Origin of the sequence: Bacteroides timonensis (assembly GCF_000513195.1) — a bacterium.
In the GTDB taxonomy this organism is placed as follows: domain Bacteria; phylum Bacteroidota; class Bacteroidia; order Bacteroidales; family Bacteroidaceae; genus Bacteroides; species Bacteroides timonensis.
In genome coordinates this window covers 52,903-72,292 of sequence record NZ_CBVI010000007.1, presented here as the reverse complement: position 1 = coordinate 72,292, position 19,390 = coordinate 52,903, and the positions used below count along the sequence as shown (strand labels likewise).

The window sequence follows — 19,390 nt, the reverse complement described above, 5'->3', positions numbered from 1 at the left end:
TTTGCAGCATCTAACAGTAATATTATGAAATCACGGCTGCTTATATTCTTTCTTTTTCTTTCTATTTTTAATATATATGCTTCAGATGTGAAGTTTTATAATATTAATACGATGTATGGAATTTCCATGCGGGAAATGGCTTCTGTCTGCAAAGATGAGAATGGCTTTATTTGGGCTTCTTCTAAAACGGGTATATTGAGAATTACGGAAAGTGATTATCGCATTTATCAACTTCCTTATAAAACTGCCAATATCATAAATGTCAAGCTGGCCTATAATAACTCGTTTTTAATAGCATATACGAATAATGGGCAATTCTTTCATTATAATGAACTGTATGACCGGTTTGATTTATTTCTGGATCTCAGAATATCTTTCAATAATACTTTTTTAAGTGTAGGTAAAATCATTATTGATGATGAACAGACTCTTTGGATTCCCACGTCCGGAGGATTGTGCAAATATAAAAATGGAATATTTACTCAAATAGGTGAGAAACAAAATCTGACACAGAACATAGCACCTTATGATCAGACACACTTACTTGTAACGTATCAGGATAGCATTAGTTTGCTGAATATGAATACATTGGAGCAAAAAAGTGTATGTGAAATAAATAATACTTTTCAGATAAACAGTCTTTTTTATGATAATAAAGGAGAGGTTTTATGGATAGGAACTTCTACTGACGGTCTTTTTTATCTGGATATGCAAAAAAAATCGTTATTGCCATTTTCTGATTTTCCAAAGCAGCCAATCGGAGTGATAACGGAAAGTTCTGATTCGACATTATTGGTTGGGATTGACGGACAGGGAGTATGGGAATTGGATAAGGATAAAAAAACGGTTCTGAACATTCTGAAAGAAGATATTGATAATCCTTTCTCTCTTCGCGGGGATGGAGTTTATGATATTTATTGCGATGGTAAGCAAAGAGTATGGGTCGCTACCTATACTGGCGGACTTTCTTTCTTCGACTGGAAATCTCCTTTAATTAATCAAATTACCCATCAGGTTAATAATCCGAATTCTTTAGGGAATAATAATGTAAACAAGATACTGGAAGATAGTAAAGGAGATATCTGGTTTGCTACGAATAATGGGATAAGCAGGTGGAGAGTAGCTACTAATGAATGGGATACTTATTATCAGAATAAACAGGAACAGGCGCAGGTCTTTCTGGCTTTATGTGAAGATGATGAAGGAAACATCTGGGCGGGTTCGTTCTCATCCGGATTTTATGTTTTAGATCGGAATACCGGAAAAGAATTGGTTCATTATCCACGGAATACATCGGATTTGAAGTCTGATGGTAAATTTATAATGAATATATATAAGGATAGCGAGGGTGATATCTGGATTGGAGGTATCCAAGATGTAATATGTTATTTAACGAAAGAAAAACGTTTTCATACGTATGGTGCACAGCCCATGCGTACGTTTATGGAGTTTTCTCCGGGAAAAATGTTGCTGGCTTGTACTTATTCTGTGCTTTTGTTAGACAAAGAAACGGGGAAAATCACTTTTTTACCGGAATGCCTTGCACAAGATCTTTTAGTAATGGAGGATGATATTTGGGTGGCTACTTCCGGAGACGGATTGCTACACTATAATTACACGAATCGTGAAACTCATAAAATAACAGTGGAATCCGGATTGCCATCTAATTATGTTAACAGTGTCATGTATGATAATGGGTATTTATGGTTAGGTACGGAAAATGGTTTGTGTCGTTATAATCCTGCCGACAGCACGGTGCATACTTATTATTCTACTTTAGCTCTTTCCAGTGCTTCGTTCAATGTGAATGCCAGCTGCAAATTACGCAATGGTGAATTAATGTGGGGTACAAATAATGGAGCGGTAATGTTTAACCCCGATAAATTATATCATACCCAGCTCAACGGGGAGATTTATTTCCAGAATATCACTATTTCCGGCAGTTCTATCAGAGAAAATCAAGATTTGTTACGTGGAATTCCGGTTAATAAGCAAACAGATATTTCATTCAAATATGATCAGAATACTCTGACACTTGAGGTATTGCCTATTGGGGTTTCTTCCAAAGAAATAAAATTTTCATGGAAAATGGAAGGTCTTGATGCGGAGTGGTCACATCCTTCCAGCCAGCAAATACTTACTTATACCAATATTCCTAATGGAAATTTCCGGCTTAAAGTAAGAATGTACAATAATTCACTTTCTCAGATAGTCGATGAACGTACATTGGATATACACGTTATACCGCTTTACTGGCAGACGTGGTGGTTCCGTCTAGTGATATTCATTATTATAATGAGCATCACATTCTTTGTGCTTAAGTTCTATATAAATCGTTTGAAACAGCGCCATGCCGAAGATAAAATCCGTTTTTTCACAAATACCGCTCATGATCTTCGTACATCGATAACGTTGATAAACGCGCCTATTCAGGAATTGAATAAAGAGAAAGAATTGTCAGAGAAAGGGCACTATTATCTGAATCTGGCTACGGAACAGTCTGAACGTTTATCTAATGTCGCAACCCAACTTTTGGATTTCCAGAAAGTGGATATGGGGAAAGGACAACTGTTTCTGGTAATGGTTGATATTGTTAATTTGGTGTACAGGCGGAAAACAATGTTCAAGTCTACAGCGGGAAAAAAGAATGTTGTATTGGAGTTTGTCTCTAACAGGGAATCTTATATGTCAGCTGTCGATGAATTGAAAATAGAGAAAGTCGTTGATAATTTGATATCTAATGCAATCAAATATTCCCATACGAATGGTAAAGTGGAGCTTACATTGAATTGTAATGAGTACTATTGGAGCTTGGAGGTAAGAGATTATGGATTGGGTATCTCGGATAATGCCCAGAAGAAACTGTTCAAAGAGTTTTATAGGGGAGATAATAAGGTTAATTCACGCATGGTAGGCTCTGGGATAGGCCTGTTATTGGTGAAGAATTACGTTTTGATGCATGAGGGAAAAGTCTCGCTTGAAAGTAAGGAGAATGAAGGTTCTTTATTCAAAATAAACATCCCTTATAAAGAAGTGGTTGAGGTTGCACCTGTTGAACATGAAGAACCGGGCAATATCATATCTGCCGATGGTCCGTCTGATCAGTCGGAATATAAACAGGAAGATGATAGATCCGGAAAGAAGAAATCTATATTAATCGTGGACGATAATAAGGATTTGCGGAACTTCCTGAAGTATTCTTTTGAAAATCAATATTACATTTTAGAAGCTGGCAATGGTAATGAAGCATGGGAATTGCTTCAGAAAGAATCTCCTGAATTGATTATTTCAGATGTGATGATGCCTGATATGGATGGGTTTGAGTTATGTAAATTGATCAAATCTACTTTTGAAACTTCGCATATTCCGGTAATCCTGTTAACTTCACTTTGTGATAAAAGTGACCAATTGGAAGGTTTAGGTCTGGGGGCAGAAGATTATATCACAAAGCCTTTTGATATATCACTTTTGGAGCAACGGATAAAGTCCCTTATGCGAAACAGGGAAATCGTCAGAGAGAAAGCTTTGAAATTGATAAAACCGGAGAATGATGAGCAACAGGTTATTCTGGCGAATGAGCTTAATGATCAGTTTGTGAAAAAAGCCGTGGAGGTGATTCATAATAATATGCAAAATCTGGATTTTGACAAAGAAAGCTTTGCTATGGAAATGCATGTGAGCGGTTCCCTGTTATATAAAAAAATAAAAGCATTGACAGGTCAATCGCCTATTGAGTTTATTAAATCCATTCGTTTAAACCGGGGTTTAGAATTGCTCCAATCTCATAAATACACTATCACGGAAGTTAGCGAACTTTGTGGTTATTCCAGTATCAGTTACTTTAGTACGGTGTTTAAAAAGTATTTTGGTAAGTCTCCTACAGAGGTGTGATTTACTTCTTTTTTCCTCTTTTTTATTATTTATTAGTTAGAATATCTAATATCTAAAATTATATATCTAATATCTAAAAGTGTATTGGGTACACTTCTGTAGCTTTGTGTATCGATGTACGGAATGTATATCGATGGAGTTATTGTTATGTTAAATCTAATCAAGTTAATCTTATGAAATGTATGTATGATAATGACGGTTAAGTCAGCTATTATGTAAAGATTGTAGAATCAGAGATAACCGTAGCGATACATATCACTTTCGGTAATCTGCAATGAGTTTTACGTAGCTTTGGTATTTAAAGGGGGGGCTGGTACCAATGACTACTATTAGTAATGAAAAACATAGAACCCCACTACTTATATATTATGAAGAACAACAAGCTTTATTTTGTTTTTCTTTTCTTAAGTATTTTGTTCGCAAGTTGTAATGGCGAAGAAGTAATTGAGAAATGGCCTGAAATAGGCAACTATTATGATTCGAGCAAGCCTATTGAGTTAAAATCCATGTCACCCGACTGGGGAAGAATCAACGATTCTTTTATTATCAAAGGAAACTTTCCAGTTGATACGACCGGAAAAGTCAAAGTTTTCTTTGCCGATAAGGAAGCGGTTATAGTAAACAACAACGGAAATGAATTGTATGGGCTTATCCCCAAGCAGTTGCCTGGCTATAACGAGATAACATTGGAAGTGGAAGGTAAAAGGTACACCTCTGACAATGTGAAGTTTAAGTATTATCAAACTCAATCTGTGAAAACAATATTGGGAAAATTTGGTGAAGACGGATGGACATCGTCAGATGACAGTAAAATAGAAGAATTCCGAATGAATGAGTGTACAGGAATTGTAGCTGTTGCAGGACAAAAGAGTGATAATTTCATTTTCGTTGGAGGAGGATGGGGCGACCGTACCTATTTTGTGTCATTAGAGGATAATACGGTGATTCGTCTGATTAATATTGGTTATATGGGTGCTGTTGCAGTTGATAGTTCAAGAGAAAAAGTGAGTATCATGCCCCGTAGTGGAGGTGCTTTATACACAGCTACTCGTGCGGATGGATGGATTTTAAACTCTCTTGGTCTCACAATACCTTTCCAAGGCGATTGCCAGGGGGCATTGGCTTATGCTGAAGATGACCGCTATTTGTATGCAATGTCCGGTGATGGTCTTTATGAAATAGATTTGGAAGATAAAGGTTATACAAAGTTATTTGCTACATCAGATTACCCGGCTTTTGATGGAGTGAACACCAGCCAGTGGAGGCATTATCTGACTTATAGTAAATACGATAAGTGCTTTTTCGCCTCTTATCCTGAGAGTAATGGCATTGTGAAGATATGGAAAGATACTTCGGGCGCATGGCAAGTGGAACGCTATGCCGGCTTCCAACCGGGATGGTTGGCTACAGCTTTTGGAGATAGATTGACGGATGCCGTATTGAAACAACCTTGCGGAATGGCGGTGAATAGTAACGGTGAACTCTATGTATGTTGCAAAAATAGCCATTGCATTGTGAAAATCAAAGGAAGGCTTGTCTCTTTGGTAGCGGGAGCTCCCGATCGGTCAGGAAGACTAAACGGATTCCCTACGGATGCATTGTTTGATAATCCATTGTGTATTGCTTTGGATTCGGAAGAGAACTTCTTCATTGGTGAAGAATCTTCAAAGGCAATCCGGAAAATGACAATTGAATAAAAGTAGAAATCATATAAAATGAATCAAGATGAAGATTAAACATATATTACTGTTTCTTATGGCATGGGTAAGTTCTATGAATTTGGCCTATGCGCAACAGACTGTGGTAGCTTCTGGTTCGGTTATGGACGAGAAAGGCGAGCTCTTAATCGGAGTATCGATTTCTGTAAAGGAAGTTCCTTCTATGGGTGCCATTACGGATATTGACGGCCGTTTCAAGATAGGGGGTATCAAAGCCGGGCATACGTTGGTCATATCTTATGTGGGGTATGATCCTCAGGAGATAAAGATGAACAAGAGCGACGAGCGCATGCGCGTGGTGTTGAAGGAGAGTTCGAATGTAATGGACGAGGTTGTGGTTACGGCATCGGGTAAGGTACAGAAGAAGATTAATGTGACAGGTGCCATTACCGGAGTTGAGGTGGCTACGTTGAAAACTCCTGCCACTTCCGTAAGTAACATGTTGGGCGGACGTGTTCCGGGCATCATTTCTGTTACACGTAGTGGAGAACCGGGTAAGGATTTCTCCGAGTTTTGGGTGCGTGGTATCAGTACCTTTGGTGCCGGACAGGGTGCTTTGGTGTTGATTGACGGTATCGAAGGTAACTTGAATACGCTCGACCCCGAAGACATCGAAAGTTTCTCTATCTTGAAGGATGCCTCTTCTACGGCGGTTTACGGTGTGCGTGGTGCCAACGGTGTAGTATTGGTAAGTACCAAGAAGGGTAAGGCGGGAAAGCTGAATTTGCAGGTGAAGGCAAATACTGGTATTTCTTATTCTCCTCGAATGCCCAAATATGTACGTGCTGCGGAATATGCGGCACTCGCCAATGAAGCTGCCGTGACACGTGGACGTATTCCTGTCTATTCCGATGTGGATGTGGATTTGTTCAGAAACCACATGGACCCTGATTTTCATCCGGATGTGGATTGGCGGGATGTTATCTTGAAAGACTATACCTGGAACCAACAATACTTCCTGAGTGCATCAGGAGGTGGTGAAGTGGCTCGTTATTATATCAGTGCCGGTTTTACGACAAAAGATGCTATTTTTAAGCAAGACAAAGGGGTAAACAAATACAATACGAACGTAAATTACAACAAGTTTAATTTCCGTGCTAATGTGGATGTGAATGTCACTTCCACTACTACGCTTTCGCTGAATGAAGAGACTGTAATTGTTACTCAGAATTATCCGGGATATGGAAACGACAGTAAGGTATTGTGGCAGGCACAATCCAATCTGACTCCGGTGACAGTACCGTTGATGTACACCACAGGGCAGGCACCTGGATATGGCACTGATAAATCGAATATCAGTCCGTATGTATTGTTGAATATGACGGGCTATCGCAAGTTCTATTCCAATGAAAATAAAATCACGATGCAGCTCAATCAGGATTTGAAGATGATAACTCCCGGACTGAGTATTGCAGGATTGGTTAACATTAATTCGATGGGTGCGAGAACCCAAGTTCGCGAAAAACTGCCGGCCATTTATTATGCTCATGGTTACAAGCGCGATGGAACACTTGATTTGGAGAAAATATCTGATGCAGTGGAGCCCTATTATTCAAATTGGAATGACACTGAGCGTAAAATTTATTGGGATTTCCGACTGAATTACGACCGGGTATTTAATAAAGTGCATAAGGTAGGTGCTTTGGTGAAGGCCGAATGGAGCGATTATGAAGCATCGAAATATAATCAATTGCTGACTGCTATCCCTAAACGTTATAATAGTTACTCAAGCCGTTTTTCTTATTCGTATGATGATACTTATATGGCCGAATTTAATATGGGTTACACCGGTTCGGAGGCTTTTGAGAAAGGTAAGAAATTTGGTTGGTTCCCCGCTGTTTCTATAGGTTGGGCTCCCACGCAATATCCCTTCTGGCGTGATAAGGACAAATTCATCAATTATCTCAAAATCAGGGCTTCGTATGGTATAGTAGGCAACGATCGCCTCACTTGGAACGACGCGGTACGTTTTCCCTATCTTACTTTGATTGGTCACACAGGTTCCGGCAGTTGGAATAACGGTGCAGGTTTGACCGAAACACAAGTGGGTTCCAGCAATCTGCGTTGGGAAAAGGCTATAAAGTATAACATCGGTATTGATACACGTTTCTTCCACGAACGTTTTGATATGACAGTCGATTTCTTCCAGGATATGCGTTCAGGTATTTATCAACAACGCCAGAGTGTACCCGAAGAGATGGGACTTCCGTCATTACCTTGGGCCAATGTAGGTGAAATGAAGAGCTGGGGTATGGATGGACATATCTCATATACGCAGCCTTTGGGTGACAATGACAAATACCTGATTATACGTGCCAACTACACACAGTCCATGAACAAAATCACCAATTTCGAGGAAGATCTTAAGAAATACGATTACCAATCAGCCGTAGGTTATCAACACAACATTAACCGAGGACTGATAGCTTTGGGCTTGTTTAAAGACCAGGCAGATATAGATAATAGTCCTCGTCAGGATTTTGGCAATTACTTGCCGGGTGACATCAAGTATAAGGATGTCAATGGCGATGGCATTGTCAATTGGGATGATATTGTACCTTTGAAGTATTCTTATGTGCCTCAGATACAGTATGGATTTGCCACAGAGTTTAACTGGAAGAACTTCAATGTAAGTGTCCTGTTCGAGGGGGTAAGCCGCGTGACTTATTTTAAAGGTGGAAATATGTATCAGCCATTCTCGGGTAGTACAGCTGGTAATGTGATTACAGACTTTGCCAATCCGGCAAACCGATGGATTTCACGTGAAATCTCAGGCGACCCTGCCACCGAGAATCCGAACGCCAAGTACCCTCGTCTTTATTATGGAGGTAGCAGTAATAATAGTCAATCATCTTCTTTTTGGTTGTCTGATGGTAGTTACTTGCGTCTGAAGAATGTGCAAGTCTCTTATACACTCAAGAACCAATTCCTGAAAAAGTTTGGTCTCCAGAAAGCAGTAATTAGTGTGATTGGAGACAATTTGGCAGTTTGGTCTAAAGAGAAGATGCTGGATCCTGCACAAGCGGGAGATAATGGAACAGTCTATCCTGTCCAGCGAGTGTATACTTTACAGCTTAATCTTTCATTCTAATATAACCTGACAATTATGATAAAATTTAGAAATTATAAAAGAGAATTCGGTTTTCTCGGCAGAATAGCCGCAATAACCGTTATTTTGGTCTCAAGCATTATGTTCGGTTCGTGCGAAAAATACTTGGACATTGACAAATATGTGTACGATCAGACCACGCTGGACTCCATTTTCCTTTCCCGCTCCAGAACGGAAGAGTATATCAATGGAGCGGCTGCACTGCTTCCCGATGAATCAATACTTATGAATGGTTGGGGAGCGTCTTCTACATTGCCCAGTGGATTGGGCTCAGATGAAGCAATCGTTCCGTTTGTAACGAATGGAAATGCTATACTTTATGATGAAGTGAAAGAAACGAACACATGGTTTAATCCGTGGGGCGATTGCTATAAAGGAATCCGTAAGGCCAACATCGTATTGGAGAATATATCCAAAAACCAGGAGCTTACCGAGATGGAAATGCGTGATTTCAAGGGAAGGGCTTATTTTCTGCGGGCTTACTTCTATTTCTATTTGGTAAGATTGTACGGGCCTGTGGTTGTACTTCCCGACCGTCCTTTCGATACGGACGAAGATGTAGCGTCAGTTTCATTCGAGCGTTCCACTTACGATGAGTGTGTAGAGAAAATCTGTGCCGACTTTGAAGAAGCAGCTAAATTGCTGCCTCCAAGTCGTATAGATGCATTGCAGTATATACCTACCAAGGGTGCTGCTTTGGCGTTCAAAGCTCGTATGCAGCTCTATGCTGCCAGCCCCCTTTTCAATGGTAACAGTTATTATTCCGATTGGAAAGACTCAGAAGGCAGGAATTTCATTGCCCAGACGGAAGACAAGGTTAAGTGGGGAAAAGCTGCCGCCACGTTCAAGCGGATTATTGATATGAATAAGTATGCCATCCATACTGTACCTAAAATAGTGAATGAAAAGGGTACAGGCACATTGCCTCTTCCCGAGACGGTATCCGATGCCAACTTCCCTGATGGAGCCGGAGGCATAGATCCCTATAAGTCATACAAGACGCTGTTTGATGGTACTTACCAGCCTGAGTTGGTTAAAGAATACATCTATTTTTCAAGAAATAATGGAAACTATATTCTTGTGACACCTTCCAAATTGGGGGGAATATCTTCATTTAGTGTTACTTTGGATATGATTGATGAATACCGGATGGCTGACGGTAGACCGTTTAGTGAAGCTACTCAGGCGGAAAAATCATGGCAGGCAGTGGGACAAGATAAAACATTCTCGTCAGATTATCTTCTTTCCGGAAATAGAGCTCATCGTGATGATGGTCGTGAGCCGCGTTTTTATGCGGCTATTGGTTTCAATGCTTGTATCTGGCCTACAACTTCTCACCGTGACGGTTTGTCAGCAGGTACCAGAAACTATGTTACCGACTATTATTACGGAGGTAGTGCATCTGATATGAATAATAATGATAACAGAACCAGAACCGGATATACCTGCCGGAAATATGTGCATCAGGATGATTGTATCTTTTGGAATGGAGTGGTAAAAGCGAAAACTTATCCGATATTCCGCTATGCCGAAGTATTGTTGGGGTATGTAGAAGCGATGAACGAAATGGAAGGTTCGTATACGGACGAAGATGGGCAGGTGACGGTTACTCGTGATGTGGATCAGATGGTGAAATACTTCAATCAGATTCGTTATCGTGCCGGTCAACCGGGAATCACAACTGTCGATGCAGCCGACCAAAGCAGGATGCGTGAACTGATTAAGCATGAAAGGTTGATTGAGTTTGCTTTCGAAAGTCATCGTTATTGGGATTTGCGCCGTTGGAAAGATGCCTATGACGCTTACAACAAACCCATCAGAGGATTGGATGTAAGTGCTCGCGAATCACAACGCGAACAGTTCTATACAGAAAGAATTTGGAATACAGAAAAAACCATGAAACGTATGTTTTCCAACAAGATGTATCTGTGGCCGCTTGACAGAAATGTGCTGAGAAAGAACGGTAAGTTGGTACAGAACCCAGGATGGAATTAAAATGAAAACACTAAAAGTTGATAATATGAAGAAAATAGCATTTTTTTCGATAACCTTGCTGTTGGCATGTATGGCGGGTTGCGACAATAAAATACCTATGGAAGAGAATTTATGGCCCGAAACGGTTTATCTGGTTGGGGCAAAAGATAAGATTATAAATAGAGATCTGAATATAGGTTATGAAAAAGATACCATATATGCATCGGTTGCCATCAGCGGTTCGCTGCCTACCAAGGAAGATATAACTGTTACTATTGAAGAATTTCCTTCTGGTATTGAAAGTTATAACCAGAAAGAACTCGGTTCGGATGATATAAAATATCGTACGTTGACAAATGGTATCTATAGTTTTCCGCAAGAAAATGTAGTTGTGAAAAAGGGTGAAACCTATGGCACGTATCCTGTTCACATTGACCCATCCACTTTGCATATAGATTCGCTCTATATGATGGCGTTTAAACTTAGTGGAACATCTCGTTTTGAATTGGCTAAAGAAGATACAGTGGTGCTAATCCGTCTGAATCTGATGAATGACTATTCAGGGCTTTATTATATGGACGGTGTGATTAAGCCTGCTGATAATCCGAAAGATTCCATTATCTATAAGTCGCCTCGCACGTTGCAAGCTGTAGTTGATGGTAACACTGTACGTATGTATCATCAAAAGAATGAGTGGTCAAAAGGGTCAACAGATTATAGACCGGATTTTTGTTTCAATATCACTGTTAATCCGGATAATTCAGTAACCTTGAAGTCTTGGGATAAGTTTAACCTTGTCAGTGGTGGCGGTAAGTATTACCCCGAAATGGAAGTGTACGATTTGTGGTATACTTTCCAAGAGGATGGTATGTTGAAGAAAACGCGGGGATTTGTGTATAAAGAGCGTAAGAACGATGATGAAGTACGCAAGATAAACGACTGGATGGAAGAAAATAGAAAGTACGATTATTAGAAAGGTGTTTTTAAGGTAAAAAACAGATTGTGACTTTTTTATTATCATTAGTTTAAGAATGGTGCTTCGTGAGAAACACCATTCTATAAGTAAATATTGTCAAATTTTTAAAGCTGAACCATTATGAAACATTTATTTTATTGTTTGTTTCTGATGCTATTATGTATCGGATGTAAAGGAGAAGATGATCCGATCACAGAAGAAAAAAATGACCCTTCGTCTGCAACGACAAGGGGGCCATCAGGCTCTCTTGATTTGTCATTGTCAGGGAATGTTGTTTCTATTTCTTGGAATGAGCCATTTGGTAAATATGTTGGCATCGAAGTAGGAGTATCTACTGGGTCTGGTATGTCATTGGGTTCATTTTCAAGTAGTGACGACTCTGGAAGTGAGAAGTTTTTTTTGTCCTCTATTGCATCGTACAGTGGACCTGTGGTAGCGACAGTAAGAGGTCGTTCTTCTAATGGATATGTTGGTCAACCAATAACTATTTCACTCGGTATTATGAATGATCCTGCTGCTCCACCAAATTGTAGCCATGGATATAACCCACGATATCCAGTATTAAGTATAGGCGTAGACTTGGAGCATAATTTCTATTTTTCGAGAGGAGAGTTTCCTAAAAGAGGGTTATTGTTATATATCTTGCATGTTCAGAGCTTCGATCATTATGAATCCCTTCCTTATTACCCTTATACCTCTAACCCTGTATATGATGTTGAAGATATTACGAATTGGGTTGATCTCCCGGTTCTTACTTCATCTATGTCCGAGGTAATAAAAATTAGCCATCCACAATTAGATAGATTTTGGGATCGTCCGGATGCGACTTTCACTTTAGATATTCGTCTTTACGATGGAGGGTGTCCCAAATTGTCTCCTGGTAATGGTTCATCATTACCAGCATGTACAAACTATTGTGTGTATAAAACAACTAATTTAGAGCCTTTGAGCCAAATAGTCCGTTCTGTAAAAATGAGTCAAGTTTTGGATGGAGTAGTTTATTATCCAGATTCTCCAATGCCTACTTACTAATAAGTACCTGTGAAATCTTTCCATTGCTTTCTTCCCTGTTTTCCATTGGAAAACAGGGAAGAAAGCAATCTGTTACTCTACAATGCTGATAATGAGAAAGTATTCGTGTTAATCTGTGTATTCTGTGGTGAATTAATAATTAAAAAGAAAAAATAATGAAGAACATTGCGAACAGTTCTGTCAAATACATGGTATGGTTGTGCTGCCTGATGCTGTCTCCCAGCCTTTGGGCAGATGGTACCGCTCCCCAGTCTGTACCGACAGATACCATTGAAAACCTGTTCAGAGAAGAGTTGTCACATTTCCCCCAGGAAAAGATTTATTTTCAGACAGACCGTGGCATCTACATGTCCGGTGAAACCCTTTGGTTCAGGGCGCACTTAGTAGATGCCCTTATGCTAAAACAAGCTAATGCCAGCCGATATGTATATGTAGAGTTGGTGAATCCGTTGGGCAATCTGGTGGAGAGAGTGAAAATAAGACCGGACTCTTTGGGATGTTTTTACGGACATATTCCATTGGGTGAAGACCTGCCGGAAGGTAACTATTTTCTCAGAGCCTACACTTGGTTCATGCAGAATATAGGTGAAGAGTATTTCTCCCATAAACTGATTTATATATCCGATCCCGTATCCGAAGCGATATCTCCGGAAATCAATTATTCTGTTGAGAACAATGACATTCATGCAGAAATACATTTTCTCAGTAAACCGGACAACCGATCCGTCACTCCCACACAAGCCATTCTTTTCCCCGATGGAGACAGGAACAAAAAAGGAAAAGTCTTATCATTGGAAGGAGAAAATATCCATTACACTTTCAAAAAGAAAGAAATTCCCGCTTCGCGTACATTTTTGTTGCAAACAGTGTATGATGGAAAAATATCCAACCGCTATTTCAGAATCCCCGAATTGAGTAAAAACTTTGATGTAGCTTTTTTTCCCGAAGGAGGTCATGCAGCTCAGTCCACCACAATCAAAATGGCATTTAAGGCTATTGATGCAGATGGTTTGTCTACAGAGATAGAAGGTCAGGTACTTGACGAAGAAGGTCAGGTATGTGCCGATTTCAAGAGCCAGCATTTGGGTATGGGGAGTTTCCGGATGTATTATGTTCCCGGAAAAAAGTATCATGCCGTTTGTAGTGACGGAACAGGCGTTTCCCAGCGTTTTGATTTGCCTGAGCCTTCTCCGGATGCTATCTCCCTGAATACACTTTGGTCTAAAGATTATTTGCGGGTAAGTCTTTCCAAATCACCTGATACCCCATTGGGGACTTCGCTGACGCTGGTGGCGCATTTACGCGGTATCGTTCTGTATGCACAGCCTTGGGATAACAAGCAAAGTTATGTTGACTTCGAAAAAAATTTCTTCCCGGCGGGTATCGTTCATTTTCTGCTGGTTGATGAAGGGAGAAACATTCTGAGCGAACGTTTAGTGTTTTCTCTGCAAAAAAGCGCGCTGGCGCAGACTGAAGTCCGGCTCGACCGCGAAAACTACTTGGCAAGAGAGAAGGTAGATATGGATATACAGATTAAAGATATAAACGGAAACCCCATGTCAGGCAACTTCGCACTTGCGGTTGTTGACAGAACAGACGTGAAGCCGGATACCGTTTCCAACATTGTTTCCACCTTATTGCTCACTTCCGATCTTAAAGGACACATTGAGTCACCGTTGAGTTACTTGCAGGACAACCGTAGTTCTTCTTATGCCTTGGATTTGCTGATGATGACACAAGGCTGGCGGAAATACAACATTCCGGAGATATTGAAAGGCAATGTAACCGGCACATTACCCTACAATTTGGAATTGGGCGACGAAGTTTCCGGTAAAGTAGAGGGCTTGTTTTCTGCATTGAAAGAGGGAAATATCTCTTTGCTTGCCCTTAAAGATTCGCTCATCGGGACAGAATTGGCGAAGCCTGACCGGAATGGGCGGTTTGTATTCGACAGGCTGGAATATCCCAGCGGTACTCAGTATATAGTTCAGGCTCTTAGCAAGAAAGGTTCTTCAAAGGTCTTTATTGAACTGGACCCCTATAAATCATTTCCTGCCCCTAAAATCGGATTTATTCCCCGCATTGAAAAACCACATATAGAAGAAAACTATATGGCAAAGATGGACCAAAAATATACTATAGAAAATGGAATGAGAGTCTATAATCTGGCGGAAGTGATAGTGACAGCCAGAAGAGAGAGAGCTGTAAAAACGGAATCTCCCTTTTATTCGGTGGGGACTTCGAAGGTGCTGACGGAAGAAGATGTGAAAAAGGGACATTTTATTTCTACATACGACCTTTTGCGACGTTTGCCGGGCATTACTGTCACAAATAATGAGGTGCGTTATCGATTTGCTCCGGTCATGGTGTTACTGGACAATGTTCCCGAAGAAAATTTCGATTTTGACCTGTTGGACGTGGATGATATCAAAGATGTTTTTTACTCTCCTGCCACTTCTGTCGGTCCTCTTTACGGGTCGGCTGCGGGAAATGGTGCCATAGTAGTCACTACGAAGAACGGGTTTGTGCAGAAAAATAAGATGAACAGCAACATACAGACTATTGCGGGTATTGGCTACCAGCAGACTGTAGAGTTTTACTCACCGGCGTATGACACCAAAGCAAAGAAAGAATCCACCACCCCTGACTTGCGTTCAACGATATACTGGAATCCGAGCGTTCAGGTTGATGAATCGGGAACTGCTCACGTCAGTTTCTATACGGCTGATTCTGCAGCCGATTATGGGATAGTGATAGAAGGTGTCTGCGCTTCAGGCAATCTCATTTATTCAGGTGAGAAAATTGTATCGCGGCATAATGCTTCTTATTAGTTTTCTCAGAATAATTTAAAAATATTGCTTATGAAAAACATTACAAACGTATTTTACGAATTTCTTATAGCTTTATGCTGTTTGATGTCTTCCTCCACGCTTTGGGCATGGGAAGATATGCCAATGCCCAGATTGCATGTCGAAGGCCGTTATTTGGTAGACCCGCATGGGAATAAGGTTAATTTACATGGATTTGCACAAACCTATAGTCCGTGGTTCAATGAGATGGGACAGAAGTGGGACAATTATGACGTGGCAAAATGCTTGAAATACAATCAAGGACTGATTGACGACATTATGGATGCCGGTTGGAAAATGAATTTTCTTCGATTACACATGGACCCGTATTGGTCAAATTCTCCGGGAATTCATGTAGAAGGAGAGAATGATATTTCAGCATTCGATTTCAACCGGTTTAAAACTTATCTTGATAGAGTCTTTATTCCGATGACGGAATATGCCGTCTCAAAAGGGCTTTATGTAGTGATGCGTCCTCCCGGAGTCTGTCCGGAAAAGATAGCCGTAGGAGATGAGTATAATCAGTATCTTATTAAAGTATGGACACATGTAGCCCAGCATCCGAAATTAAAGAATCATCCCAATATTATGTTTGAACTGGCCAACGAGCCGATTAATATACTTGGGCCTGATGGTACTTATGGAGCCGGTTCGCAGGGACACTTCGATAAACTGAAAGAGTATTTCCAGTCGGTGGTAGATGCGATGCGTGCACAGGGCTGTGATAATATTCTCTGGATACCCGGTTTGGGTTATCAGGGATTGTATAAAGGATTTGCTGTGAATCCGATTGAGGGAGAAAATATTGGCTATGCTGTTCACCTTTACCCGGGCTGGATGGGAAGTGACGGGGAAAATGGAGACGGTGGTTCCAGTACAGGAGGATATGAACCTTTCCAGCAGGGATGGGATGATTCCGTAGCTCCGGTAGCGGCATTCGCACCTATCATGATAACAGAAATGGATTGGGCGCCGTCAAAATATAATGCTTCATGGGGGAAAGCCCATACCGGTACATTTGGCGGTCCGGGTTTTGGAGCGAATATGAAACATATTGTAGATAATTCGGGCAATGTGAGCTGGCTTATTTTTACGGGTGCCGATTTGCTGGCGAAGTTTAAAGATACTCCACCTGCCGAAGGAGAGGCATACACCTTCCTGACTGATCCGGAAGCTTGTCCGTGGCCTACCTATCACTGGTATCAGGAATATGCAAAGGAGAATTATCCACGTCCTGATTTTACTTATCAGTCACATAGTGATAATGGGGATGGCACATACACTAATCCTGTTATATTCGGTGACTTCCCTGATCCGGATGTAATCCGTGTGGATGATGTGTACTACATGGTATCCACTACTATGTTCATTTTTCCCGGAGCTACCATTCTGAAATCTTATGATTTGGTGAACTGGGAGTATTGCTGTAATCCGTTGGAGCGGATAGAGGCATCCGATGGTTATAATCTTGAAAATGGTCAGAATCGTTACAGTCGCGGCCAGTGGGCAACAGCGCTTCAATATCATGACGGCAAGTTCTATCTTCTGTTTACTACACTGGATGAAGGTGGATACCTATTGACCACTACCGACATTGAAGGTGAATGGGAAAAGAAGAAGCTGAATGACGGTTTTTATGATTGTGGATTGCTTTTTGATAATGATAAAATATACGTAGTTTACGGTATCAACCAGCTTCGCATAGCCGAATTGGATGCAGATTTCAATAAAATTCCCGGCAGAGATAAGGATGTGGTTAAATGGTCTTTCCGCGAAGGACTTGAAGGGAGCCGTTTGTATAAGATAGGTGAGTATTATTACATCTACTCTACGTATGGAGGATGGCCTGCTTTTCAAACTGTTTTCCGCTCCAAGGATATCTATGGACCTTATGAGGAAAAGAAGCTGATAGACGATGACAACATTCATCAGGGAGCTTTGGTAGAAACGCAGACCGGAGAGTGGTGGACTATGCTTTTCTACGATAAAGGTGCTTATGGACGGTTCCCTAACCTGCAACCCGTAAAATGGGTGGATGGTTGGCCTGAAATTGGTGAGAACGGAAAAGGAGTCACTACCTATCGTAAGCCCGATGTTGGTAGGGAATACCCCATAAAGTCATTACCTACCAATGATAATTTCAGGCATTATAAATTAGGACTGCAATGGGGATGGAATCATAATGCGGACAGATCAAAATGGTCGTTGACTGAACATGCCGGTTATTTGCGGTTGTATACGGCAAATGTTACCGACAGCCTACATAAAGCCAAGAACACATTGACTCAGAGAATTCTGGGGTATCCTCAGGACTTGGAACATTCTTATGGCACGGTCAGGATGGAGATAGGCGAGATGCAGGAAGGCGATGTGGCAGGATTGGCAGTATTTCAGGACCCTTATGCGTTTATTGGTATTAAAGTCATAGACGGACAGAAGCGGTTGGTTTATACCACTGCCCCTGTAGTATCGTCGGCTGCAAAATCGGAGCAGATAGGAGAGGTAGTCACTGAATCGGTAATTTATCTGCGGGTTATTGCCAATTACAGCACGAGTAAGGCAAGCTTCTATTACAGCTTGGACAACAAAACCTATACAAAATTTGGAGATGACTTGAACATGAAGTACGATCTGACGGTATTCACAGGCAATAAGTTCGCTATCTTTAATTATGCAACTGTCCAGACAGGTGGCTATGTAGATGTAGACTGGTTCTCTACCGAACCGGAGTTTGATGAAGAGTTCTATTTTGACGATTCTTTTGAGGGTTATAGTGAAGAATCACTGACCTTAACCGAATTGACCATCAATGGAGATGAAGAGCTAACTTTGCTTACCGGAAGTTCTTCTACAATTACAGTGAAGGGAATATATGCCGATGGCCATACGGAAGATATCACTATGGCGGCTGATTATGAAAATCAAAATCCGGATGTAGTACGTGTAACTAATGGGCATATAATGGCTTTGCAGGATGGAGAAAGTGATATAGTTATCAGCTACAAAGGTCCATTGGGTGACCGCCAGTCTTTGACGATTCATGTCACTTCTTCTACCTTTCCACTAACCGCAGAATTATTTAACCCCAATATTTGGGAGACCGGTTCTTTTGATGAGAATACACATACATTGGTGACCGGACAGTATGGTTTCGGTGGCTGGTGGTACGATAACGGTATCGATTTATCAGAATATAAATACGTTGTGGCAAAAATGGGCAATGATAACTCGGACAACGGTGCTTCATTCCGTTTGTTTGATGAGAATAACTATTGGTCGGGAGCTGTCGAATATGAAATCAAGAGTAGTAAGCAAGTGGTTGTTGATTTGAATAATATGTATAAGGGTAATCCCAAAGTGAAACTTGATCCGAGCCATATTTATATTGTAGGTTTTTGGTCGTTAGGAGGAAAGCCCATTGTCATAGAGAAAGTCTATCTGACTAATTCCGATGATTACGAAGATCCTACTGGTATCGAGGATGTGACCATGGAGAAAGATCCTCTGGTAGATGTCTATACCATTACGGGAATCAAGCTCCGCACTCAGGTGCGTAGAAGTGAGGTGATCCGGGATTTGCCTGCAGGAATTTATATTGTGGGAAGAGAGAAGATTGCCATATTGAAGTAATCAGATGATAGAATCTGATTAGTTTACATAAGTGGGCAATCTATTTCTTTGAAAACGTATTTATAAGGATACTGTAATCCGGCTTACAGGTACTTGTATCCATGCTTTGAAAGAGCTACACCTTTTTGTCCGGATGGCTACACCCTTTTAGTCTCATGGCTACACCTTTTCATATAAAGGGTGTAGCCCTTCCGAAAGGATGCTTTACTCT

The 19,390-nt window shown here is 40.8% G+C and carries 8 protein-coding genes; all 8 read left to right on the top strand.

Annotated features, from left to right (window positions below):
* Window positions 1–24 precede the first annotated feature (24 nt).
* The 8 genes from BN161_RS02370 (at window position 25) to BN161_RS02335 (ending at window position 19,179) form a co-directional block, all read left to right on the top strand.
* Window positions 25–3,891 carry a hybrid sensor histidine kinase/response regulator transcription factor gene (locus BN161_RS02370; protein ID WP_044262789.1) on the top strand — a complete coding sequence of 1,289 codons (3,867 nt, stop codon included), beginning with the start codon at window positions 25–27 and terminating at the stop codon, window positions 3,889–3,891.
* Window positions 3,892–4,259: 368 nt separating this feature from the next.
* A complete protein-coding gene (locus tag BN161_RS02365) occupies window positions 4,260–5,588 on the top strand; it encodes an NHL repeat-containing protein (RefSeq protein WP_244436385.1) in 1,329 nt (442 codons plus the stop codon).
* Window positions 5,589–5,616: 28 nt separating this feature from the next.
* The gene (locus tag BN161_RS02360; RefSeq protein WP_044262710.1) at window positions 5,617–8,700 is read left to right on the top strand and encodes a SusC/RagA family TonB-linked outer membrane protein; all 3,084 of its coding nucleotides are present in this window, start codon (window positions 5,617–5,619) and stop codon (window positions 8,698–8,700) included.
* A gap of 15 nt (window positions 8,701–8,715) precedes the next feature.
* Window positions 8,716–10,713 (top strand): RagB/SusD family nutrient uptake outer membrane protein, encoded by a 1,998-nt coding sequence (locus tag BN161_RS02355; protein WP_044262709.1) that lies wholly within the window; start codon window positions 8,716–8,718, stop codon window positions 10,711–10,713.
* Window positions 10,714–10,738: 25 nt separating this feature from the next.
* Complete coding sequence (locus BN161_RS02350; protein WP_244436384.1) at window positions 10,739–11,665, top strand: BT_3044 domain-containing protein; 927 nt, start codon at window positions 10,739–10,741, stop codon at window positions 11,663–11,665.
* Between the two features lie 123 nt (window positions 11,666–11,788).
* A complete protein-coding gene (locus BN161_RS02345) occupies window positions 11,789–12,700 on the top strand; it encodes a hypothetical protein (protein ID WP_125910726.1) in 912 nt (303 codons plus the stop codon).
* A gap of 155 nt (window positions 12,701–12,855) precedes the next feature.
* The gene (locus tag BN161_RS02340; protein ID WP_244436383.1) at window positions 12,856–15,531 is read left to right on the top strand and encodes an MG2 domain-containing protein; all 2,676 of its coding nucleotides are present in this window, start codon (window positions 12,856–12,858) and stop codon (window positions 15,529–15,531) included.
* A gap of 30 nt (window positions 15,532–15,561) precedes the next feature.
* Window positions 15,562–19,179 carry a family 43 glycosylhydrolase gene (locus BN161_RS02335; protein WP_044262701.1) on the top strand — a complete coding sequence of 1,206 codons (3,618 nt, stop codon included), beginning with the start codon at window positions 15,562–15,564 and terminating at the stop codon, window positions 19,177–19,179.
* Window positions 19,180–19,390: the final 211 nt, after the last annotated feature.